The sequence below is a fragment of the Pseudomonas lutea genome, from assembly GCF_000759445.1.
Classification (GTDB): domain Bacteria; phylum Pseudomonadota; class Gammaproteobacteria; order Pseudomonadales; family Pseudomonadaceae; genus Aquipseudomonas; species Aquipseudomonas lutea.
The window spans coordinates 1,790,895-1,814,008 of record NZ_JRMB01000001.1; the positions used below are offsets into that span (position 1 = coordinate 1,790,895).

Consider the following 23,114-nt stretch of genomic DNA (forward strand, 5'->3'; position numbering starts at 1 on the left):
GCTTGGCCTTATTTGGCCTGGCTGACGCGCCAGACCTTGTTGCCCACGTCGTCGGCGACCAGCAATGCGCCTTTGTTGTCGAGAATCACGCCCACTGGCCGGCCCTGGGCATCGCCGTCGGCGTTCAGGAACCCGGTCAGGAAATCCACCGGCATGCCCGATGGGCGGCCGTCCTTGAAGGCGACGAACACCACTTTGTAGCCTGATTGCGGCTTGCGGTTCCACGAACCGTGCTCGCCAATGAAAACGCCATCCGAGAAGTTCGCCGGCATGCCGCGCGCGTCGGACCAGGTCAGGCCCAGCGGCGCAACGTGGGTGCCGAGGGCGTAGTCGGGGGCAATGGCCTTGGCGACCATGTCCGGGCGCGGCGGTTGCAGACGACTGTCGACATGGTTGCCGTAGTAGCTCCACGGCCAGCCGTAAAAGGCCCCATCCTTGACCGACGTCAGGTAATCGGGCACCAGATCGCTGCCGATTTCGTCACGCTCATTGACCACTGTCCACAGCTCGTTGCTGCCGGGTTTCCAGCCCAGCCCGTTGGGGTTGCGCAACCCGCTGGCGAACAGGCGCTTCTGCCCGGTTTTGACATCCACTTCCCACACCGCCGCACGGCCTTCTTCGGCCTCCAGGCCATTTTCGGCCACGTTGCTGTTGGAGCCCACGGTGACGTAAAGCTTGGTGCCTTCGCGGTTGGCGATGATGTTCTTGGTCCAGTGGTGGTTGATCCCGGCTGGCAGGTCAGTGACTTTCACTGGCGTGGCGGTGCTCTCGGTCTGGCCGGCGTTGTACGGGACTTTGACCACCGCGTCGGCGTTGGCGATGAACAGCTCGTTGCCCACCAGCACCATGCCGAACGGCGAAGTCAGACCGCTGAGGAAGACTTTTTTCATCTCGGCACGGCCGTCACCGTCGGCGTCACGCAGGATGCTGATGCGGTTGGCGCTATCGGCTTCGGCGCCGACACGGCTCATGACGATGCCGGTGGCCGTGCGTTTGATCCAGGCCATTACCCCTGAGCCGCCGTCCTTCGCGCCTTCAGGCTTTGGCGGCTTGTTGCTTTCGGCGACCAGAATGTCGCCATTGGGCAGGCTGTACAGCCAGCGCGGGTGATCGAGGTTCTCGGCCAGTGCGCTGACCTTGAAGCCTTCGGCGGCCTTGGGCGTGTCGGTGCCGTTCCAGCCCACGGCTTTGGACACCTTGACCGTCGGAATCAGCGAACTGTTGGGCTCGGGCAGCTGCGGTTGCGGACCGACGCCGGCCTGGAACGGCAGCTTGGCCGTTTCGCCACAGGCGCTGAGCATCGCGGCAGTGGTCATCAACAGTGCAAATCGGTGCAACGCTATCATCGTTCAACCTCGCGACGGCCATCCATGGGCCTGTTATTGGAGAGACATAAGGCAGGGAAGTATTGCAACGGCGACCCACGGCAAACAGCCGGCTGGACGCAAATGACATTTGCTCCCGGGGCACTAAAGAACCGACCCTCTTGCAGAGGTGAGGGTTCAATCTGCAACAGTGATTAACCGGGCTTATACCCGCAGCGACCAGGCGCCCAGGGGCATTACGCGGCTGCCCTCCGGGATTCGCCATACTCAACATTTCACGCTACGCTGCCCCCTCACCTTTCAGAGCCAGATCCGATGACCCGCCCAGAGTTTGCGTTGGATGTCGAGGCGATCAGTGCGATCCCGGCCGTGCCGGTCGTTTTGAGCATGGTCAAGCACCTCACCGGCATGCGCTTTGCCGCGGTTGCCCGGGTCACGGACAGCCACTGGGTCGCCTGCGCCGTGGATGATTCAATCAACTTCGGTCTCAAGCCGGGCGGCGAGCTGGTACTGGAATCGACCATCTGTCATGAGATTCGTCAGCATCACAACCCGGTGGTGTTCGGCCATGCCAGCGTCGACCCGCACTACAGCACCCATCACACGCCCCTTGCGTACGGTCTGGAAAGCTACATTTCCCTCCCCATCGTGTTGGCCGACGGTCGCTTTTTCGGCACCCTGTGCGCCATCGATTCGGTGCCGGCCGACCTGGACGACCCGGCCATCGTCAAGACGCTGACCCTGTTCTCGCAGCTGATTGCCATGAGCCTGGACACTCAAGGCCATCTGGACACGGCCCGTGCTGAACTGAGCGACGCCAATGAGCACGGCCGGCTGCGCGAGCAGTTCATGGCGGTGCTGGGTCACGACCTGCGCACGCCGTTGAGTGCCATTCGCATGAGCGCCGACCTGCTGGCAACCAAGACCGAAGACAAGCGCTCGCTGGGGCTGGTAGCGGCCATCCGGCAAAGCTCGATTCGCATGGGCGTGTTGATCGAAAACGTGCTGGATTTCGCTCGCGGGCGCATGGGCGGTGGTATCCCTGTGAAGCGCCACCTCACGGATGACCTCGGCGACGTGCTGGCAGCGACGGTGCAAGAGGTCCGGGCGTCCCAGCCGCAAGCGATTTTTGTGGAACGGATCAGCCTGGGCGAGCGCGTCTACTGCGACCCGCTGCGCATCAGCCAGTTGCTGTCCAACCTGCTGGGTAACGCGGTCACGCACGGCTCGATCGCCACGCCTATTCATCTCGACGTGACGCAGGACGATGGCCAAGTGGTCATTTCGGTGACCAACCGTGGCACGCCCATTTCTGCCCGGATGATGCCGCTGCTGTTTGAGCCGTTCACCCGTTCCGAAGCCGGCGGGCGCGGAGAAGGTCTGGGGCTGGGCTTGTATATCGCCTCACAGATCGCCACCGCCCACGACGGCACGCTGACCGTGAATTCGTCGGCTGAGTCGGGGACCTGCTTCGTGGCGCGCTTTCCGGCGGTGCCGCAGGCGTGAGCGTCGATTGCGCTGTCGCGGGTCCTCACCGCTGTGCACTGCGCAGCCCCTCGGCCGTGTCCACCACCTTTCAAATCTTTTGTCTGAAGAGGACCTGAAATGCTTTTGCACCACAGCACCTGGATCGAAATCGAGCAGTTTCTCAAGCGCAGCCGCACGATCGTCGTACCGATCGGTTCCAACGAACAACACGGCCCCACCGGGCTGCTCGGTACTGACTGGATGTGCCCGCAGATCATTGCCCACGAAGCGCAGAAGAGCGCCGACATACTCATCGCGCCGACTTTCAACATTGGCATGGCGCAGCACCATCTGGGCTTTCCCGGCACGATTTCCCTGCGCCCATCGACCTTCATTGCCGCCATCGGCGACTGGACGCGTTCGCTGGCAGGCCACGGCTTTGAAAAAATACTTTTCCTCAATGGCCATGGCGGCAACATCGCGTCGATCGAAGCCGCTTTCTCCGAGCTGTATGCCGAGGCCAGTTTTGCCCGACGCCCCGCAGGTTTCGCCCTGAAGCTGACCAACTGGTGGGATCTGGAGGGCGTGGGCGACCTGGCTCACCGGCAGTTCCCGGTTGGCCACGGCTCGCATGCGACGCCGTCCGAAATCGCCGTGACCCAGTGGGCCTACCCCGAATCCATCAAAACCGCAGACTATTCACCGCAGATCGCGCCGTCCGGCCCGATCCGTGAGGCCAGGGATTTCCGGGCGCGTTTCCCCGATGGGCGCATGGGCTCCGACCCCGCATTGGCAAGCCCGGAAAAAGGCGCTGAACTGGTGGCGCTCGCCGCCAAGGGGCTGGTGCGTGCGGTTGAGACGTTCAGCCGTGAGCCGGCTCTGCAGTGAACGGGCCTCGCCGTTGCGGGCGATAGCGCGCAGGGTTGAACTCATCAGCCAAACGGCGGCCATAGTGTTGTGCGCTTTTTTGAACGGTAATGGATCTGCGGCAGGCAGCAGCGCAACGGCCTGACCCGATCCCCTTGGCTGACAGGTGATGTGTGAATACTTTTATCCCTCTGGACAAAGTTGAAAGTATCGATTTGCAGGACTACCACGAGGTTTGGCTCACCACGTCGGAAACCTGGCCGCAGGACCCGGCGACCGTGCACCGCAAGTGCCTGTGGCGCCAGGAGCGCGAGATGACCCAGGACGTGGAAATCGACGGCGTGTATTTCGAGAACCTTCCGCACCTTTGGCTGCGCGTTGACGACCTCGATGATCAGCACGACATCGACACCGTCATCGAAAAGCTCAAGGGCCGCATTGCTGCTCTTGGTCTCAAAGGCGAGTTCTACCCGCCCGAGCTGCCGACTACATCCGTTCCGCACAAGGATGAAGACGAAATCAACAAAGACCTGCGCAGTTGATCGCCTGACCCTCCGCTTCTCTGACGCGCGCCGTGGCTGATGTGCCAGCACGGCGCCATCACCGCCCCCCTTTGAACAATCTTTGCTAACCCGAGACAGCGGCCCTTCCGCGTTTTGGCGAAGGCGGTGTTTCTGCAACGACAGTGTTGCCTGACCCAACGCTTTCGCCAGCAAGCCGGCTCCTACGGTTGATCCGGGCAACCTCGGATATTTTCGGCGTGCGCAAATCTGTAGGCGCCGGCTTGCTGGCGAAGGCGGTGGGTCAGGTCCGCCAATGCCACGGGCGGATATCTTTCGCGGGCAAGCGCGCTCCTACCCTCGATCCAGGCAACCTCGGATATTTTAGGCGTGCGCAAATCTGTAGGCGCCGGCTTGCTGGCGAAGGCGGTGGGTCAGGTTCGCCAATGTCATGCGCGGATATTTTTCGCGGGCAAGCGCGCTCCTACAATTGATCGGGCAACCCCGGAGACCATCGGCGTACGCAAATCTGTAGGAGCCGGCTTGCTGGCGAACGCGGTGGGTCAGGCCCGCTAATGCCACGGGCGGATATTTTTTTTCGCGGGCAAGCGCGCTCCTACCCTCGATCCAGGCAACCTCGGATATTTTCGGCGTACGCATAACCTGTAGGAGCCGGCTTGCTGGCGAACGCGGTGGGTCAGGTTCGCCAATGTCATGCGCGGATATTTTTCGCGGGCAAGCGCGCTCCTACAATTGATCGGGCACCCCCGGAGACCATCGGCGTACGCAAATCTGTAGGCGCCGGCTTGCTGGCGAAGGCGGTGGGTCAGGTTCGCCAATGTCACGGGCGGATATTTTTCGCGGGCAAGCGCGCCCTACACTCGATCCGGGCAACCTCTCAAATGTTCGGCGTACGCAAATCTGTAGGAGCCGGCTTGCTGGCGAAGGCGATGGGTCTGCAATGACGGTGCTGACTGGCCCGACGCTTTCGCCAGCAAGCCGGCTCCTACCGTTGCTCCGGGCAACCTCGGGAAACTTCGGCGCACGCGTCGCAGAATCTCACCCATGCCCTGCCCCTTGGGACCGGGATGGCAACGGGGCCAGCGCGGCTCACCGGCTTAAGCTAAAATCGCCCGCTCAGACCCTCAAGGAGCGAACCCTGTGCAGATGTCCCCGGCGATACCGTTGATTCGTATTTTTTCCGAAGCCAAGGCCAAGGAGTTTTATGTCGATTTTCTGGGCTTCAGTCTCGACTGGGAGCATCGCTTCGAACCCGGGCTGCCGCTGTATGCCCAGGCCCGCCGGGACCAGCTCGTCATTCACCTGACCGAACACCATGGCGACGCCACGCCGGGCTCGACGGTCTTCGCGCCGGTCAGGGACATCGCTGAACTGCAGCGCGAACTGCTGGCGAAAAACTACGGCTACTCGCGCCCCGGCATTCAGGACCTGGACTGGGGCAAGGTCATGGAAATCGCCGACCCGTTTGGCAATCGCCTGCGGTTTTGCGAGCGCTCCGAGGACTGACCTCTCCTCTCAAAGCCGAAAACTCTGCCCGATCGCCTGACGTAGCAGGTCCACCGCGTCATCGCCTTTCGAGGCCGCCGAACGCACCACGATGACGTCGTGGTCATCCACTTTCGGAAGCCCCTCAAGGATGCGCATGGCATCGGTCACGCGCGCGCGGTCGATCAGGCTGATGGCCAGACCCGCTTCGACACACGCCTTGACCGCCTGATTGGACGGACTGTCCAGCACGATGCGCACGCGTTGGCCGCTGCGCTTGAGCGACTCGATCATGACTTGCCGGTAGGGGCACTGCGCGGCATGCACCGCCAGCGGCAACGGGTCGGGCAAATCTCCCGAAGGATGCGCGGCGCCCACCCAAACCGGCGTCGTGGGCACCAGCAGTTGATCGTCGGCGCCCAGCTGACCCCTGGGCTGCGCCATGATCGCTACCTGCAAACGCCCTCGCTGCACCTGATCGCGCAGCGCGTAGCTGGGTGCGGTTTTCAGCTCCAGCACAATGTTCGGCCACGCCGCAGCGAAGGCCGGCAGCACGTCGCGAATCAGATGCGCCGCGTATTCATCCGGCACGCCCAAGGTGATGCGCCCGGCCAGGCGCGTGCCCTGCAGATCAGCCAGCACTTGATCATGGGTGCTCAGCAGCGCGCGAGTGGACGTCAGGAAGCGCCGGCCCAGCGGGGTCAGCGACACCGACTGATTGTCCCGATGCAGCAATCGCCCGCCCGCCACAGCCTCCAGCCGCTGGACATGAACACTGACCGCCGCCGGACTTTTGTGCAGATGCTCGGCCGCCGCGCTGAATTTGCCGATGCGTGCCACGGCATGAAATGTGCGGACGTGTTCGATATCGAGGATGGCGCCCATGATTTACGAATCCCGAATGACTACTGCCGTTTATTTTGATTTATCAGATTACGGCGGTTGCGTACGGTAGGTCCATGAACACTTCAAACGAACTGACCAGTGCCACCCTGCCACTCGTTGCCCCGCGTCGAGCACTGCCGCTGCCGCTGCTCGAAGCCGGGCTTGTGGTGACCTGGAGCTCGGGCTTTATCGGCGCGCGCTTCTCCATCGATTACGCGCCAGCCTCCCTGGTGGTGTTCTGGCGGTGCGTCGTGGTCACGCTCATCCTTTTCCCGTTCGTCGCCCGGCAATTGCGCCAGACACCGCGAACGGTGCTGCTGAAAAACGCGGGTATCGGTCTGCTGGCCATGGCCGGTTACCTGATTGGCGTCACCGAAGGCATCGCCCTCGGCGTGCCGGCCGGGCTGGCGGCGCTGTTCGCCGACTTGCTGCCGATGGGCATGGCGGTGCTGGCGGCGGTGGTCCTGCGCCAGCGGCTGGGCCGACGGGTGTGGGCCGGTTTGCTGATCGGCCTGGCCGGCGTGATGCTGGCCACTCACGACGCGCTGGCGTTGGGCAGCGCACCGCCATGGGCCTATGCCTTGCCGGTGCTGGGCATGCTGTCGCTGGCCGTCGCCACCCTGTGGCAAAAACAGGCGCCCGCCTCCCAGGCCATGGGCTTGCTCCCCAACCTCTGGTTGCAGTGCTTCGTGTCGACCTTCGCCTTCGCCGTTGTTGCCGGCTGGCATGGCAGTCTCGCGCCCGTCGCCAATAGCGGCTTTGTAACGAGCGTGCTGTGGACGGTAGCGCTGTCGACGCTGGGCGGCTACGGCCTGTATTGGATGTGCCTGCGCCGTTCCAGCGCCACCCGAGTCGCAAGCGTCCTCTATCTCAGCCCGCCGCTGACGTTGCTGTTGGCCTGGGCCATGTTCGATGAGCCGCTGTCATGGCTGATGGCATTGGGCATGGCGGTGTCTACGCTGGGGATTGGCCTGGTGATACGCGGGGAAGCGCGGCAAGCGCAAGAGCCTGCGTGACGTGCAGCCTTCAGTTGCAGACGGCGGGTCAGGCCTGGAGCACGCGCTGCAGGGCGGGTCTGTCACGGCTGCACCGATCAATTCCGACAGATGACCAAAGTTTCAGGTGAATGGCCGAAGGTTTGATGGTACGAGTGTGCGCCACACATCCACCTTCCATTGGAGCGCATCCCCATGAAAATCGGTTTTTTGGGCCTTGGCAATATGGGCCAGGCCGTCGCCGCCAATCTGTTGAAAGGCGGTCATGAACTGCTGGTCTGGAACCGTTCACCCGGTGCTTCGCAAGCACTGGTCGAGCAAGGCGCCACGGCGGTCAGCGAACCCGCGCAGGCGTTTGCCGCTGACGTGGTCTTCAGCATGCTCGCCGATGACAAGGCCTTGCGTGCGGTGCTGCTGGATTCCGGATTGCTCAAGCAACTCAAGGGCCCGCTGATCCACGTCAACATGGCCACCATCGCTGTCGCCTTCGCCGATGAACTGGCGGGGCTGCATGCAGCACAAGGGGTCGATTACATCGCCGCGCCAGTGATGGGCCGGCCCAATGTGGCCGCCGCCGGGAAGCTCAACATCATCGCGGCCGGTTCGGGTCAGGCCATCGATACCGTGCAGCCTCTGTTCGACCTGATCGGCACCAAGACCTGGCACATCGGCGAGACGCCTTCGAGCGCGAACGTCATGAAGCTGGCGATGAATTTCATGCTGGTTTCAGCCATTGAAGCGATGAGCGAAGCGGCCGTGCTGGTCACCCGCCACGGTTTGAAATCCGCGGACCTGGTGGAGCTGGCGTCTTCAACCGTTTTCCCCGGCCCGGTCTATGCCGGCTACGGCGCGCTGATTGGTGAGCGTCAGTACGAACCGGCCGCGTTCAAGGCCGTGCTTGGCCTTAAAGACGTAGACCTGGCGCTGGCAGCCGCCGGGCAAGTCTCGGTACACATGCCGCTGGCCGACTTGGTCCGTGCTCATCTGCAGGACGCCATGGAGCATGGTCAGGGCGAAATGGATCTCGCGGTACTCGCCGAGGTGGCTGAGCGACGCAACCCCCGCTGAACCGTGCTGAACCGTGCTGAACCGCATTGAACAACGCTGCACCTAATGAGCCGCAACTGAGGCGAGAGGCCTGGGCTCATGGCCGGGCGATATGCAGGCGGTGCAGCGTGATCTTGCGCACTTCCTGCTTGCTGAGTTCGATGTGCCGGGTCAACAGCCGCTGCGCCTTGGCGGTCTGGCAGGCGAGCACGGCATCGAGGATCTGCGCATGCTCGTCATAGGTGGCATAGATTCGCGCCGTCTGGGTGAAATCCAGACGGCGGATGATGCGAATCTTCTCGGTGATCTCCCGGTGCATGCGCGTCATCTCGCCATTGCCGGCGGCCTCAACCAACGCACAATGGAAACGCTCGTCCAGCGCTGACACCTCGTGAGCATCGCGCAGGCGGTGCGACGGTTCGAGCCGCCAGGTCCGGGTGATTTCTTCGATCAGCGGCTGCTGTTTCAGGTCCAACTGCTCAAGTCGGGCCAGGGCCGCACACTCCAGCACGATACGGACGTCGTAAAGCTCCTCGAAATAGGCGAAATCGAACGCCCTCACCCGCCAGCCGCTGCGAAAGTACACCTCCAGATAACCCTCCCGCTCCAAGCGATACAGCGCCTGGCGCACCGGCGTGCGACTGGCCTGCACACGTTCGGCCACCTCCCCCTCGCTGAAGCGGTCGCCGGGCAGCAGGCGGAACTCGAAGATGTCCTGTTTGAGCTGCCGGTAAATGCGCTCGGCCAGGTTGGCCGGGCGCGGCTTGGGTGTCTGAGCGGAAATGATGGGCTGAATACTCCGGCAAGGACAGTGAAGCTCTGGGGCGGCGAACTGTTCGCCGCCCCAGGGTGGGCTCAGGCGGTCTGCAGACTGGCGATGTAAGCGCGCCAGCCACCGAAAGCGGTGATGTCCAGCGCGCCTTCAATTGCCCATGGCTCGCAAATGAAGCCTTTGACGCTGCGACCGTCTTTGAGCGTCAGATTGCCGATGCCCAACGGCGCGGGAATCTCGGCAACGAATTCGCCAAAACGCGCCAGCGGGATGTCCCACAGCTCGACGATGATCGCCGCGCCGCTGGTCGATTTCACCAGGCCCGGCTTAGGCGGCACAGTGCCTGGCAACGCATAAAGCCGGTAGTCGCCTGCGGTGAGGGTTTGCTCGACCAGCACGGCGTCGCGTTGAGTCAGTTGGCGGTTGAGCGGCATGCCGGTCAGGTGCGCGCCCACTACCGCAACGCGCACACTGCCACGCGGTGCAACGGGGAGCGAAGCCCTCGGCGCAGGCATGGCACGCCCGGTGGCGCCCAGTGGCAAGCGCAGACTTTCCTGCCAGCGCTGCCCGAAACGGGCGAGCGCAGTGTCGTGCCAGGCCGCAGCGATGAAGGTGATTCCCGAAGGCAAGCCATCGGCACGAATGCCCGCCGGCACGGCCAGCGCTGAGAGGTCGGCCAGGTTGGTGAAGTTGGTGTAAAAGCCGAACTGCGAGTTGTATAAGACCGGCTCTTCGGCCATTTCAGCCTGGGTGCGCAGGGTCGCGGAGGTGGGCACGACCAGCGCGTCGAATGCGGCCAGCGCTTCGTTGATCTGCCGGCTGAGGGTGGCGCGCAGGTACTCGGCGCGGTAGGCGTCACAGGCACTGTACGCCAGACCGCTCTCGACGATGCCGCGCACAACCGGGTTGATTGCGCCGGGTCGGGTGTCCAGCATTGCGCTCAGCGCTACCGTGCGCTCGGCCACCCAGGGCCCGTAATACAGCTGCTCGGCCAGCGCCTTGAAGGGGGTGAAGTCGATGCGGGTGATTTCAGCGCCCATGTCGCTCAGCCGGTGCAGCGCCTGTTCGAACACTGCCTGATTCTGGCTGTCACCGAAAAACTCCAGGGTGTCCGGCACCGCCAGTTTCAAGCCTGCACTGAACCCCACCGGCGCGGTGCCCGGGTTGTGCCGGGAATAGGCATCGGCCGCATCGAAGCCTTCGGCGAGGCCAGCGACTATCTGTGCGTCTGCCACGGTCAGCGCGAACACCGAGATGCAGTCCACGGTTTTGCACGCCGGCACCAGCCCGGTATTGGGCAAGCGGCCCTTGGTCGGCTTCAGGCCGACGATGTTATTGAAGCCGGCGGGCACTCGTCCGGAACCTGCGGTGTCGGTGCCGAGGGAAAACGCCACCAAGCCGCGTGCCACTACCGAAGCAGAGCCCGAGCTGGAGCCGCCACTGACGTAATCGGGGTTGAAGCTGTTGGGCACCGCGCCATAGGGCGATCGCGTGCCGACCAGGCCGGTGGCGAACTGGTCGAGGTTGGTCTTGCCCATCAAAATCGCGCCCGCTGCGCGCAGGCGTGCCAGTGCTGTTGCGTCTTCACTGGCGGTATAGGCGAACTCGGGGCATGCCGCCGTCGTCGGCCAGGCGGCCGCGTCGATGTTGTCCTTGATGGCAAACGGCACGCCGTACAACGGCAGTTGGCTGATGTCGCCGTTGTGCGATTCAAGGCGTTCAGCGAGGGCCTTCAGCTGTTCGCTGAGCTGCGCCTGGCTGGCCCGGGCTATCCATGCGGTATCCGTTTGAGGATAGGACTCGGCCAGTGACAGCAGCACATCCGGCGTCAGTTGCCCGGTCTGATAGGCCGTCAGCCATTCATTGATGGTCCAGCCGAAATGAGGGGTTTGCAGCTCGTGCATGGGAGGCATCCATCTTGTATCCAAGTTTGGATTCAACAAAAGCAAAAGCCGGGCCATGGCCGCGCAAGCCCCGCCCCATGGCGAAAATCGAGGACACAACGGTGGAATGCAGCCCGCCACGCGCCCAAAACGGGCACCGTGTGCAAGCTTTTGGTGCCATCGGCGCACCACTCACAGGAGCGGATGACGCAAATCCGCGCGCGACGCCAATGCCGCGGTTGGGGCACCTGCGCGCGACGCCAATGCCGCAGCTGACGAAAATCCACTGTAGGAGCGCGCTTGCCCGCGAAAAATACCAGCGCACAACATCGACGCACCTGACCCACCGCTACCTATGTAGGAGCCGGCTTGCTGCGGGCCGCGTTCGGACGAACGCATGGGGTCAGACGCTGCAGCAGCGAGGGTTAGACCAGGTTCGCGGGCAAGCGCGCTCCTACAGGTCCTGCGCACGACGCCAATGCCGCGGTTGACGCACTCCTGCGCACCACGCCAATGCCGCAGCTGACGAAAATCCACTGTAGGAGCGCGCTTGCCCGCGAAAAGTCCAGCGCTCCACATCGGCGCACCTGACCCACCGCTACCTCTGTAGGAGCCGGCTTGCTGGCGAACGCATGGGGTCAGACGCTGCAGCAGCGAGGGTTAGACCGGGTTCGTCCGAACGCGGCCCGCAGCAAGCCGGCTCCTACAGGTCCTGCGCACGACGCCAATGCTGCGGTTGACGCACTCCTGCGCACCACGCCAATGCCGCGGTTGACGCACTCCTGCGCACCACGCCAATGCTGCGGTTGACGCACTCCTGCGCACCACGCCGATGCCGCGGTTGACGCACTCCTGCGCACGACGCCAATGCTGCGGTTGATGCACTCCTGCGCACGACGCCAATGCCGCGGTTGACGCACCACTGCGCACGACGCCAATGCCGCAGCTGACGAAAATCCACTGTAGGAGCGCGCTTGCCCGCGAAAAATACCAGCGCAAACATCGACGATCCTGACCCACCGCAACCGCCCGGCGTCATCCACCCGCCATTCAGTTATAGCGCCCCCCTTTCACACCAGATATTTCTTGAACCAGTCCACCGTGCGATTCCAGGCCAGGGTCGCGGCGGCGTCGTCGTAGCGCGGGGTCGAGTCGTTGTGGAAGCCGTGATTGGCGCCTTTGTAAACGTAGGCCTGATAGGTTTTCCCTGCCGCCTTCAGCGCAGCTTCGTACGCCGGCCAGCCGTCGGTGATGGGCTTGTCGAGCTCGGCGTAATGCAGCAACAGCGGCGCCTTGATGCGGCTGACGTCCTCGGCCTTGGGCTGACGGCCATAAAACGGCACCGCAGCGGCCAACTCCGGGTAGGCCACGGCGGCCGCGTTGGCGACACCGCCGCCATAGCAGAAGCCGGTAATCCCGACCTTGCCGGTCGAGGCGTGATGGGCCATCAGCCATTCGATGCCGGCAAAAAAATCATTCATCAACTTCTCGGGATCGACCTTCTGCTGCAGCTCGCGGCCCTTGTCATCATTGCCCGGATACCCGCCCACCGAGGACAGGCCGTCCGGCGCCAGGGCGATGAACCCGGCCTTGGCCACGCGACGGGCGACATCTTCGATGTAAGGATTGAGGCCGCGGTTCTCATGCACCACCATCACCGACGCGACTTTGCCGTCGGCCTTGGCCGGCCGCACCAGATAACCGCGCACTTGGCCGTTGCCCTTGGGCGACGGGTAGGTGATGTACTCGGCGATGATGTCCGGGTCGGTGAATTCGACCTGCTCGGCCAGCGCATAATTGGGGCTCAGCGAGGCCAGCAGCGTCGTGGCCGCAAGACCGCCCACGGCGAACACCGCCGCGCGGTCGAGAAACTCGCGTCGGTTGATCTTGCCATGCACGTAGAAGTCGTAAAGCTCAAGCAGTTGCGGGTCGAAGTCTTTAGCGGTGAGACGGGTCATCAGTGCGCATCCTCGTCGATTTCAGCGGCCACCGGCGCAGCGGCAAATGCCTGAACATGCCGCACCGAGCCTTCAGTAAAGCAGCGTTTGGCATCGTTGCGTTAGACGTGCGCCCGCAGAGCGACACATTTCATGGCGTGCTTTTCAATCCTCGGAATGTGGGCTAGCCTGAGCATCGCAGTTGTACGACGACGTACAAAGCCGCCGACACATCGGCGGCCTGACTGCCCTTCGATGTCATCAACAATAAAAAAGGATCGATCAATGACCAAACTCAAAGTGACGCTGGGTTTCCTGTGCCTGTTCTCGGGCTTCGTGGCTGCCGCACCCTCCGCCGATGAGCAGGAGGTGGCCAAGGCCGTCGACAAAATGACCCAGGCCATGCTGCACAAGGACATCAAAGCCCTGGGCGCGTTGACCTCCGACAACGTCACCTATGGCCACTCCAGCGGCAAAATCCAGAACAAGGAAGAATTCATCGCCGACATCGAAACCGGTCGAAGTGGCTTTAACACGCTGGAGATGAAAAATCAGAAAATCAACATGAACGGCGACACCGCGCTGGTGCGCAACCACTTCTCGGCAGAAGCGGTGAACAGCGGCAAAGTCGTGCCTACCGAAATCGAGAACTTCCAGATCTGGCAGAAACAGAAAGGCCAATGGCTGCTGATCGGTCGCCAGGCGTTCAAATTCTGATCCGCAGACGTCGCTGACGTAGCCGACCGGACCCGCACACGCCTGGGCGCCGGTCTGCTACACCTTTTGTTGCTTCAACTCACATTGCTGCAGCGCCTGTTGCTGCAGCTCGTATTGCTACAACGCCTCCAGCTCTTCCAACACCTCCAGCACATGCCGCGTCGCCCGCTCGACGTTGCCGGCACGGTGCGCAATGCCCAACTCCCGCCAGAGCGCAGGCTGCAATGGACGCATGGCTATTCGGCTCTCGGGTGCCGGAGTCGACGCTTCGTGGGGCAGCAACGTCGCCCCGTAGCCGGCCCCCACCAGACTTTTGATCGCATCGTTGTAATTGAGCTGAATGCGCGGCAGCGGTTGCGGCCCCTCACCGGCGAACCATTCGGCGACCTGACGCGACAGCCGCGTGGTGGCGTCGTTGAGAATCAGCGGCTGCCCGGCGAGCCACGATGGCGTGATGACCGATGGGCAATCCCACCGTGACGGCAGGAAAGCCATCACCGGATCGCGTCGCCAGGGTTGAATGGCGAGTCCTTTGACAGGCGCTTGCGGCAAGGCGATGACACCGATCTCCAGGCTGCCGTCGGCGAGTTTTTGCAGCGTCTGCTGCGAAGTCAGCACAGCGACCTGCACATCGATGCCCGGATGCCGTTGCTCCAGCGATTCCAGCGCATGAGGCAACAACTGCGCAATGACACCGGTGGACGCTCCCAGCCGCACGCGACCGGCAAGGCCCTGCACCTGACGTTCGACGTCTTCAAGCGCCTGCTCGGCATCGGCCAGCAAGCGACGCGCGCGTTCGATCAGGGTGTCGCCGATGACGGTCGGCTGGACCCGCCCCCGGGTACGCGACAGCAGCGCCCCGCCCACCCGCTGTTCAAGGTCGGCGACGTGCAGGCTGACCGTTGGCGGGGCGAGGTTGAGCACGCGCGCTGCCTCGGCGAAGGAGCCGTGATCGGCGATGGCGACGAGTGTGCGCAAGCGGTCCAGACTGATTTCACGCATGGGCTGGGCTCGTTATTCAGAAAACCTGAAGTGTACCGTCATCAAATTCAACTTTCTCTATCTGTCAGCGCATTGGAACATGCCCGCATCAACGACCTCCTGCGGACTCCACCCCCATGTCTCTTCCTATCGTGTTCATCGACGGCGACCAAGGCACCACTGGCCTGCAAATCCACCAGCGCCTGCAAGGGCGCACCGACCTGCGCCTGGTGACGCTGCCAGCCGAGCAGCGCAAGAACCCGCACAGCCGGGCCGCTGCGATCAACGCCTGCGACATCGCCGTGCTGTGTTTGCCGGACGACGCCGCGCGCCAGGCCGTGGCCAGTATCAGCAACCCGGACGTACGGGTGATCGACGCCAGCTCTGCGCACCGCACCAGCCCCGACTGGGTTTACGGCTTTGCGCAGATGAACGCTGAGCAGGCACGCGACATTGCCGGCGCCCGCCGGGTCAGCAATCCTGGCTGTTACCCCACCGGCGCAATTGGCGTGTTGCGGCCATTGCTGGACGCAGGGCTGCTGCCGCGCGATTACCCGATCACCATCAACGCGGTGTCCGGTTATTCGGGCAAGGGCCGCGCCGGTGTTGACGAGTTCGAAGGGCCGGACGCCGCCCAGGCGATACCCTTTCAGGTCTACGGGCTGAGCCTCGCGCACAAGCATGTTCCCGAAATCCAGCAATTCAGCGGGCTCAGCGAGCGGCCGGTGTTCATCCCTGCCTATGGCTCGTTTCGGCAGGGCATTGTCCTGACCGTTGCACTACAAACGCGATTGCTGCCTACAGGCGTGACCGGCGCAACTCTGCACACTGCCCTGACCAGACACTATCAAGGCAGCGAGTTCGTCGAGGTGGTGCCGATGGAGCAGTCGCGCGCGCTCAGCGGGATCGACCCACGCCAACTCAACGGCACCGATAACCTGCGGCTGATGGTGTTTGAAAACGAGGGGCATGTCTTGCTGGCTGCGGTGTTTGATAACCTCGGCAAAGGCGCCGCCGGAGCAGCCGTTCAGAACCTTGATCTGATGATTGCAGGTGCCTGAACCGCTTCGGAACAGAGCCGCGTCATAACCGCTGTCATAGCCACTGTCATCGCCATCTGGCGTCGGCGCTGCCGAGCCTGGTCGCCGGAAAGTCCCAGCGCGTCGGCGTGCCGTCGATCTGCCCGGCGGGCTTTAGGCGATGCGCCGGGCCCCATGCCGTGTGCTCGATGTCCGTGGCGTAGTCGGCCGTGTGCCGCCGGCTAAATTCATCGGCGGTCCGCGGGCTGAAGGCTTCGGACGACGCATGGGGTTGCGGACACGACATCAGCGACAAGGCCGTGCGTGCCAGAGATGCTTGCACCTGAACACCTCGTCCGGTGTTCAAGCGCTGAGTCAGCCCGCGCACTGCAGCCGCCGCCATGAGATACCCGGTTGCGTGGTCCAGCGCCTGCACCGGCAACGGCACGGGCCGGTCACTTGCCGCCGCGCGCATGCCGGCCTCAGCGATGCCGCAGCTCATCTGCACCAGGCTGTCGAACCCGCGTCGCGCGCGCCACGGGCCGGTCCAGCCGTAGGCGTTCAACGAGATGTCGATGAGGCTGGGGTTGAGCTGGCGGCGCCTGTCGGCATCAAGACCCAGACGTGCGAGGGCATCGGCGCGATAGCCGTGGATGATCACGTCGGCTTCGCTCAGCAGCCGCTCCAGAACGGCGCGATCCGCTGGGTCACGCAGATCCAGCCGCGCGCAGCGTTTGCCGAGCACCACTTCCGGCACGGTGCCGGGTTCGTCCCAGCCATGCGGATCGATGCGCAACACATCGGCACCAAAACCGGCGAGAAAACGGGTCGCCACCGGGCCGGCCAGGATGCGCGTGAGGTCAAGCACGCGGACGCCTTGCAGCGGACGCTCCCTGCTGCCTCGCCAAACGGTCTGTTCCTGGCTTGAGCGGCTTGAACGGTTTCCGGCTGAATCCGGGCCCGCGCCAGGATCCAGCCAGTGCAACAAGGGTTCGAGGGCAACGGCACGGCCCTGGGGGTGCTCGCGCCAGGCCGACGCGCTGCGCATGGCGGCGGCGCAGCCTTGATTGTCAACCACCGCGCGCTCCAGCTGACTGGCTTGCCAGCGCAGCACGGCCTGACTCACTGCGTCGCGCTCCGGTGCGGTCTTCAGCACCGCCAGCGCAGCCTGACGATGGTGCGGCGCGTTGGTGTGCAAACGAATCCAGCCGTCCGCCGCGCGATAATCCCCCGCCACCGCGTCCCATTGCGCCGGCAGCTCCCAGCCGAGGGGTTGCAGCGAGGTGGCGAACCACAACGACGCCAGCCGACGATCAACCGTGATCGCGGGCGCAGTGCCGAGGGTCTGACCAAGCAACTCGCCCACCGCCAGGTGGGCGGCGGCGATGGCGGCTGAGGCGACATCAGTGACCGGGAATATCGAGGCCAGCACCCCGTTGCCGGTCATTTGGACCTGTGCAAGATCGCCGGCCTGACCACCCAGGGCCAGCCAGAATTCATGCAGGAAATGCGTAGCGGCAGCGTTCTGGCAGGCGGTGGGCATGAGCTGACTCTCCGTGAAAGATTGCATCCTGTAGGAGCCGGCTTGCTGGCGAACCCGATCTGTCAGTCATATCACCGAGGCTGACACGCCGTTTTCGCCAGCAAGCCGGCTCCCACAGTTCAGTGATCCGGCTATACCCCTGCGCACACCACAGAAGCAAGTCCGCAGGAGGGCGCAGTCGCTGAGCACCTGCTGTAGCAAACAATCACCCGCCAAGCAGAAAATTCCCCGGCCGGGTGCCCTCGCCCTGTTCCAGCACAGGCACTTGCGCGTCATCTTTCAGGCTCACGCCCGACAGTTGCCGACGCCATGCTTCACGCATGAGATAGAGCAGTTTGTGCGCGGCCATCGCATAGCTCATGCCCTCCAGGCGCACGTTGGAAATGCAGTTGCGCGCCGCGTCGTTGAGGCCCACGCGGGGGGCGTAGGTGAAATACAGCCCCAGGCTGTCCGGCGAGCTAAGGCCCGGGCGTTCACCGATCAGGATCACCACCATGCGCGCCTTCAACAGCTCGCCCACTTCATCGGCGACGGCCACGCGCCCCTGCTCCACCAACAACACCGGCGCTACGCTCCAGCCTTCCGCTGCCGCGATTTCGTCGATCCGTTCCAGCATCGCCAGGCTGTGGCGCTGCACGGCCAGCGCAGACAAACCGTCCGCCACCACCAGCGCCACATCGAAACCCTCCGGGTGTCCAGTCGCGTAGCCCCTTAATTGCTCGGCCGAGGCATCGGATAACCGCCGCCCCAGGTCCGGCCGCTGCAAATACGTGTGCCGATCCGGCGCCGAGCTTTGCAGCGTCAGGCTTTCACGAGCACGGCCCGCCAATTGCTCGGCCAGCGCGGCATGATCGAGCGCCAGGTGTACCGCATCACGCGCCTGGGCGTGGGCATACTGGAAATCCAGTTGCGCCGCGGTCGGCAAGCTGGTGCCCGCGTGCCCAAGGGCGATGCGCGCCGACGTCAGCGAGCGGAGTTGCTGCCAGGCATCGGCCTGTGCGGGGGATTGTTTGTCATCGCTCATGGCTCAAACCCTTTTTGGCACTGCTCATAAACGGACTAAGTCAGCTGCGCCAATGCCCGCCGAAACAACGGCGGCACGCCCTGCCCCAGACGCACGCCACCGTCGTCCTGGCGCAGGATGTCCATGCGCGTCAGCCAATCCTCGAACTCCGGTGCCGGGCGCAAGCCCAGGGTCTTGCGTGCGTACAATGCGTCGTGAAACGAGGTGGTCTGGTAATTGAGCATCACGTCGTCCGACCCCGGAATGCCCATGATGAAATTGATCCCGGCCACCCCGAGCAGGGTCAGCAGCACGTCCATGTCGTCCTGATCGGCTTCGGCGTGGTTGGTGTAGCAAATGTCGCAGCCCATCGGTACACCCAGCAGCTTGCCGCAGAAGTGATCTTCAAGCCCCGCGCGGATGATCTGTTTGCCGTTGTACAGGTATTCCGGGCCGATGAAACCCACCACTGTGTTGACGAGAAACGGATTGAAATGCCTCGCGACCGCGTAGGCGCGCGCTTCGCAGGTCTGCTGATCGACGCCGTGATGAGCGTTCGCCGACAAGGCACTGCCCTGCCCGGTTTCGAAGTACATCAGGTTGTCGCCCAGCGGGCCGCGCTTGAGGCTCAGACCAGCTTCATAACCTTCCCGGAGGATTTCCAGGCTGATGCCAAACCCGCTGTTGGCCGCTTCGGTGCCGGCGATGGATTGAAACACCAAGTCCAATGGCACGCCTTTTTCGATAGCGGCCACCGACGAGGTGACGTGGGTCAGCACGCAAGACTGCGTGGGAATTTCATAATGACGGATCACCCCGTCGAGCATTTTCAGCAGTTCACTGATGGCGCTGACGCTGTCGGTGGCCGGGTTGATGCCGATCATGGCGTCGCCGTTGCCGTACAGCAGGCCGTCGAGCACGCTGGCGGCGATGCCGGCCGGGTCATCGGTGGGGTGATTGGGCTGCAGGCGGGTCGACATGCGCCCGCGCAGGCCGACAGTGTTGCGAAAGCGGGTGACGACGCGGATCTTCTGCGCCACCAGCACCAGGTCCTGCACGCGCATGATCTTCGACACCGCCGCCGCCATTTCAGGCGTCAGCCCCGGCGCCAGCGCGGCGAGGCTGGTCTCGGTGGCATCGTCGCCGAGCAACCAGTCGCGAAACCCGCCGACCGTGAGGTGGCTGACCGGCGCAAAGGCCGCGCGGTCATGGCTGTCGACGATCAGGCGCGTGACTTCGTCCTGTTCGTACGGAATCAGCGCCTCGGTCAGAAACTGCTTGAGCGGCACGTCCGCCAGGGTCATCTGGGCCGCTGCGCGTTCGGCATCGCTGCTGGCGGCAACCTCGGCCAGGTAATCACCGGAACGCGCGGGGCTGGCCTTGGCCATAAGCTCGCGCAAGCTGTCGAAGCGCCAGACCATGCCACCGATGCTGTGGGAAAAGCTCATGCACACCTCATCTTTCGAAACGCGGAATCAACCGGTCACTGCCACCGGCGCATTGCGCCCGCGCACCGTTTTACAGAACAGCGCGCCCACCGCCATCAGGCAGATGAATATGGCGCAGATCAGCAGGTTGAACCAGACCATCGCGACCAGACACACCACCGCCAGTACCAGAGCGATGCCCGGCACCACCGGATAGCCCGGCGCGCGGAAGCTGCGCTCAAGGTTCGGTTCGCTGCGACGCAGTTTGAACAGGCTGAGCATGCTGATGATGTACATCACGATAGCCCCAAACACGGACATGGTGATCATCGCCGCCGTCAGCGTCATGCCCTGCAGGTTGATCACGCCGTCGCTGAGAATCGCGATGATGCCGATCACGCCGCCTGCCAGAATGGCGCGATGCGGGGTCTGGAAGCGCGACAGCTTGGCCAGGCTCGGCGGAAGAAAGCCCGCCCGCGCCAAGGCGAAGAACTGACGCGAGTAACCCAGAATGATGCCGTGGAAGCTCGCCACCAGACCAAACAGGCCGATCCACACCAGCATGTGCATCCAGTTGGAATTGCCGCCGACCACGGCTTTCATGGCCTGCGGCAGCGGGTCATTGATGTTCGACAACGTGCGCCAGTCACCCACGCCGCCGGCAAAAATCATCACACCGATCGCCAGCACCACCAGGGTCAGAATGCCCGCCACGTAGGCGCGCGGGATGGTGCGTTTCGGGTCTTTGGCTTCTTCGGCCGCCATGGCCGCGCCCTCGATGGCGAGGAAGAACCAGATGGCGAACGGGATCGCAGCAAACATGCCGCTGACGGCCGGCAGGCTGAAGGTGTCGGAACCGGCCCAGCCGCCCAGTACGAAATTGCTGAAGCTGAAGCCCGGCGCAACAACCCCCATGAACACCAGCAGTTCGGCGACCGCCAGTATCGTGACCACCAGTTCGAACGTCGCGGCGATGCTGACGCCGAGTATGTTCAGGGTCATGAAGACGAAGTAAGCACCGATGGCCGCCACGCGGGGATCCAGGGACGGAAACTGCACGTTGAGGTAGGCGCCGATCGCCATGGCAATCGCAGGCGGGGCAAACACGAATTCGATCAGCGTCGCCAGCCCGGCGATCATCCCGCCGGTGACGCCAAAGGCGCGCAGGCTGTAGGCAAACGGGCCGCCAGCGTTGGGAATCGCTGTGGTCAGTTCGGTGAAACTGAAGATGAAGCAGGTGTACATCACCGCAACCATCAGCGTGGTGACCAAAAAGCCCAGCGTACCGGCGGTGCCCCAGCCATAACTCCAGCCGAAGTATTCCCCCGAGATAACCAGGCCGACGGCCAGCCCCCACAAATGCAGGGTTCCCAGTGTTGGTTTGAGTTGTGAAGCAGTCATGAGCGTGTACCCCGGTAGCAGGCGACGGTATTTGTCTGACGTCGAGCATAGTCACAGCCGGCGGGCCAAGGCTTGACCGTACGGCGCATGGCGTGTCGCGTGCGGTCAAGTTTTCCGGGTATCTGCCGGGGGTGCGCCATGCTGGCGCGTGAAAACGGCCCGGTGCTTTATTGGGGCTCACGATTGCAGGTCAGTGTGAGGCTGTACTTGCGGGTCGGCGTGGCACCGTACTTCCCAAAACCCTGGTTGCCGGATGAGTCGCCGGGTAGCGATCCGCCCCTTGTAGGAGCGCGCTTGCCCGCGAAGACCTCGTTCCATTCAACACAGTTACATTCAACACATTTGTGCCAGGGCCCCGGAGATCGCGGGCAAGCGCGCTCCTGCACGATGCTGGCCGTGGGCGAAAGGTATGACATTTGCTTGCAACCCAGGCCTACACATCGTCAGAGCCCCCTCCCCATGCTCCCGACCCTCGTCTCCGTCGCTGCACCGAACGCCCCCGGCACCAGCAATCGTGGCGTGCTGTCGGCTGCAGCCAATGGCCTGGACGGCTTTATCGTGCAGCACGGGGGTGATCTCGATCAGGTGTTCGGCCGCTCGGGCATTGATCCCGAGCAGTTGCTGCACCCGACGTTGAGCCTGCCGCTCACCAATTACTGCAAAGTGCTGGAAGAAGCGGCTGTGCAGACCGGCTGCGACAATTTCGGCCTGCGTTACGGCCAGCAATTCCAGCCACAGGCGCTGGGTTTGCTGGGCTACATCGGCCTGTGCTCGGCCACGCTGGAAGACGCGCTGATCAATTTTTCCGCCGCCTTCCCGTTCCACCAGCACAGCACCCTGATCGAACTGGTCGATCAGGGCGAGTGCTACCGTTTCGATTACCAGGTGCGCCACGGCGCCATCAACGAACGTCGCCAGGACGCCGAGCTGACCATGGGCATGGCGCTGAACCTGATCCGCCATGTGCTCGGCGCGGACTGGGCACCGCGTCAGGTCGCCTTTGAACACGCCCGGCCGCACAGCTGGCAGGAGCACCGCGACGTGTTCAGTGCCGAGGTGTGTTTCGGTCAGCGCTGCAATTCGCTGCTGATTCCCAAGATGGACGTAGTGGGCAAAGTCATGCCCGGCAGCGACCCGGTGCTGCTGATGCTGATCAAGGACGCGATCCGCCAGTTGGGCGACAACGGTTCGGGGGCTGTCAGCAGCAGCCAGCCAACGCTGATCGACCGCGCGCGCCAGCGCCTTTTGACGACCCTGCACCTGGGCGAGCCGGAACTGAACGACCTCGCGCGCAGCCTGGACCTCTCCGAATGGACGTTGCAGCGCAAGCTGCGTGAACACGGCCTAAGCTTCACTCAATTGGTGGACCGGACCCGTCGGGACCTGGCCATCAAGCACTTGAACCAGCAGGACCTGAGCATCACCCAACTCGCCTCCATGCTCGGCTACTCCGAAACCAGCGCATTCTCACGCGCGTTCAAACGCTGGTTTGGGGTGAGCCCGAAGCAATGGCGAGGTCATCAGCCGGCGCACGTTTAACCGGCTGCGCAGGATGGAATGGGTGCTGATTCCCAGGCGCCGGCTGATCCCTGCAAGGGATCAACATCCTGATCACCTGCGGCGACCAAGATTCCGTAGGAGCCGGCTTGCTGGCGAAGGCGTTGTGTCTGGCGATGACGATGGTGGATGTGCCGGCCTCTTCGCGGGCAAGCGCGCTCCTACAGATGTTGCGCTTGACGCCGATCATGCGACCGCCGGAAATCGATTACCGTAACAGCCGACGCCAGTCACGCGGCTGGCGCAAATCCATTGTAGGAGCGCGCTTGCCCGCGAACGCGA

At 63.5% G+C, this 23,114-nt stretch carries 19 protein-coding genes; 9 read left to right on the plus strand and 10 right to left on the minus strand.

Annotated elements, in window-relative coordinates; all coding sequences use genetic code 11:
• Positions 1-8: 8 nt before the first annotated feature.
• Positions 9-1,346, minus strand: a complete 1,338-nt coding sequence (locus tag LT42_RS07695) for a PQQ-dependent sugar dehydrogenase (RefSeq protein WP_052075177.1) — start codon at positions 1,344-1,346, stop codon at positions 9-11.
• Positions 1,347-1,640: 294 nt separating this feature from the next.
• Between LT42_RS07695 and LT42_RS07700 the strand changes: the two genes are divergently transcribed.
• The 4 genes from LT42_RS07700 (at position 1,641) to LT42_RS07720 (ending at position 5,686) form a co-directional block, all read left to right on the plus strand.
• Positions 1,641-2,831, plus strand: coding sequence for a GAF domain-containing sensor histidine kinase (locus LT42_RS07700; RefSeq protein WP_037011293.1), 1,191 nt, complete (start codon positions 1,641-1,643; stop codon positions 2,829-2,831).
• A 99-nt stretch (positions 2,832-2,930) separates the two neighbouring features.
• A complete protein-coding gene (locus LT42_RS07705; protein WP_037011295.1) occupies positions 2,931-3,680 on the plus strand; it encodes a creatininase family protein in 750 nt (249 codons plus the stop codon).
• A 152-nt stretch (positions 3,681-3,832) separates the two neighbouring features.
• Positions 3,833-4,201: a hypothetical protein gene (locus LT42_RS07710; RefSeq protein ID WP_037011298.1), complete on the plus strand. Its 369-nt coding sequence runs from the start codon at positions 3,833-3,835 to the stop codon at positions 4,199-4,201.
• A gap of 1,119 nt (positions 4,202-5,320) precedes the next feature.
• Positions 5,321-5,686: a glyoxalase superfamily protein gene (locus LT42_RS07720; RefSeq protein WP_037011304.1), complete on the plus strand. Its 366-nt coding sequence runs from the start codon at positions 5,321-5,323 to the stop codon at positions 5,684-5,686.
• A gap of 9 nt (positions 5,687-5,695) precedes the next feature.
• On the opposite strand, the gene LT42_RS07725 is transcribed toward LT42_RS07720, so the two are convergent.
• Positions 5,696-6,550 carry a LysR family transcriptional regulator gene (locus tag LT42_RS07725; RefSeq protein ID WP_037011307.1) on the minus strand — a complete coding sequence of 285 codons (855 nt, stop codon included), beginning with the start codon at positions 6,548-6,550 and terminating at the stop codon, positions 5,696-5,698.
• 74 nt (positions 6,551-6,624) lie between these two features.
• On the opposite strand from LT42_RS07725, the gene LT42_RS07730 reads away from it, so the two are divergent.
• Together LT42_RS07730 and LT42_RS07735 are read left to right on the plus strand one after the other, a co-directional pair.
• Positions 6,625-7,566 carry a DMT family transporter gene (locus LT42_RS07730; protein ID WP_052075179.1) on the plus strand — a complete coding sequence of 314 codons (942 nt, stop codon included), beginning with the start codon at positions 6,625-6,627 and terminating at the stop codon, positions 7,564-7,566.
• A 174-nt stretch (positions 7,567-7,740) separates the two neighbouring features.
• Positions 7,741-8,613: an NAD(P)-dependent oxidoreductase gene (locus LT42_RS07735; protein WP_037011310.1), complete on the plus strand. Its 873-nt coding sequence runs from the start codon at positions 7,741-7,743 to the stop codon at positions 8,611-8,613.
• A gap of 76 nt (positions 8,614-8,689) precedes the next feature.
• Here LT42_RS07735 and LT42_RS07740 read toward each other — a convergent pair whose 3' ends face one another.
• From LT42_RS07740 to yghX, 3 genes are all read right to left on the minus strand, one after another.
• Positions 8,690-9,388 carry a GntR family transcriptional regulator gene (locus tag LT42_RS07740; protein ID WP_037011313.1) on the minus strand — a complete coding sequence of 233 codons (699 nt, stop codon included), beginning with the start codon at positions 9,386-9,388 and terminating at the stop codon, positions 8,690-8,692.
• 59 nt (positions 9,389-9,447) lie between these two features.
• A complete protein-coding gene (gene atzF, locus LT42_RS07745; RefSeq protein ID WP_152597605.1) occupies positions 9,448-11,268 on the minus strand; it encodes an allophanate hydrolase in 1,821 nt (606 codons plus the stop codon).
• Positions 11,269-12,317: 1,049 nt separating this feature from the next.
• Entirely contained in the window at positions 12,318-13,205 is an 888-nt protein-coding gene (gene yghX / locus LT42_RS07755; RefSeq protein WP_037011321.1) for a YghX family hydrolase, read from the minus strand.
• Between the two features lie 264 nt (positions 13,206-13,469).
• Here yghX and LT42_RS07760 point away from each other — a divergent pair, with 264 nt between their 5' ends.
• Complete coding sequence (locus tag LT42_RS07760) at positions 13,470-13,901, plus strand: nuclear transport factor 2 family protein (protein ID WP_037011323.1); 432 nt, start codon at positions 13,470-13,472, stop codon at positions 13,899-13,901.
• A 117-nt stretch (positions 13,902-14,018) separates the two neighbouring features.
• Here LT42_RS07760 and LT42_RS07765 read toward each other — a convergent pair whose 3' ends face one another.
• Positions 14,019-14,903 carry a LysR family transcriptional regulator gene (locus LT42_RS07765; RefSeq protein ID WP_037011324.1) on the minus strand — a complete coding sequence of 295 codons (885 nt, stop codon included), beginning with the start codon at positions 14,901-14,903 and terminating at the stop codon, positions 14,019-14,021.
• Positions 14,904-15,019: 116 nt separating this feature from the next.
• On the opposite strand from LT42_RS07765, the gene argC reads away from it, so the two are divergent.
• Positions 15,020-15,943: an N-acetyl-gamma-glutamyl-phosphate reductase gene (argC, locus tag LT42_RS07770; protein WP_037011326.1), complete on the plus strand. Its 924-nt coding sequence runs from the start codon at positions 15,020-15,022 to the stop codon at positions 15,941-15,943.
• A gap of 46 nt (positions 15,944-15,989) precedes the next feature.
• Here argC and LT42_RS07775 read toward each other — a convergent pair whose 3' ends face one another.
• The 4 genes from LT42_RS07775 to eat all read right to left on the minus strand — a co-directional run bounded on the left by LT42_RS07775 (position 15,990) and on the right by eat (position 21,275).
• Positions 15,990-17,348, minus strand: coding sequence for a CoA transferase (locus LT42_RS07775; protein ID WP_208855906.1), 1,359 nt, complete (start codon positions 17,346-17,348; stop codon positions 15,990-15,992).
• Positions 17,349-17,649: 301 nt separating this feature from the next.
• The gene (gene eutC, locus LT42_RS07780) at positions 17,650-18,468 is read right to left on the minus strand and encodes an ethanolamine ammonia-lyase subunit EutC (protein WP_037011330.1); all 819 of its coding nucleotides are present in this window, start codon (positions 18,466-18,468) and stop codon (positions 17,650-17,652) included.
• A gap of 35 nt (positions 18,469-18,503) precedes the next feature.
• Positions 18,504-19,895, minus strand: a complete 1,392-nt coding sequence (locus tag LT42_RS07785; protein ID WP_037011331.1) for an ethanolamine ammonia-lyase subunit EutB — start codon at positions 19,893-19,895, stop codon at positions 18,504-18,506.
• A 27-nt stretch (positions 19,896-19,922) separates the two neighbouring features.
• A complete protein-coding gene (gene eat, locus LT42_RS07790) occupies positions 19,923-21,275 on the minus strand; it encodes an ethanolamine permease (RefSeq protein ID WP_037011332.1) in 1,353 nt (450 codons plus the stop codon).
• A gap of 459 nt (positions 21,276-21,734) precedes the next feature.
• On the opposite strand from eat, the gene qhpR reads away from it, so the two are divergent.
• Positions 21,735-22,814 (plus strand): AraC-like transcriptional regulator QhpR, encoded by a 1,080-nt coding sequence (qhpR, locus tag LT42_RS07795; protein ID WP_037011333.1) that lies wholly within the window; start codon positions 21,735-21,737, stop codon positions 22,812-22,814.
• Positions 22,815-23,114 lie beyond the last annotated feature (300 nt).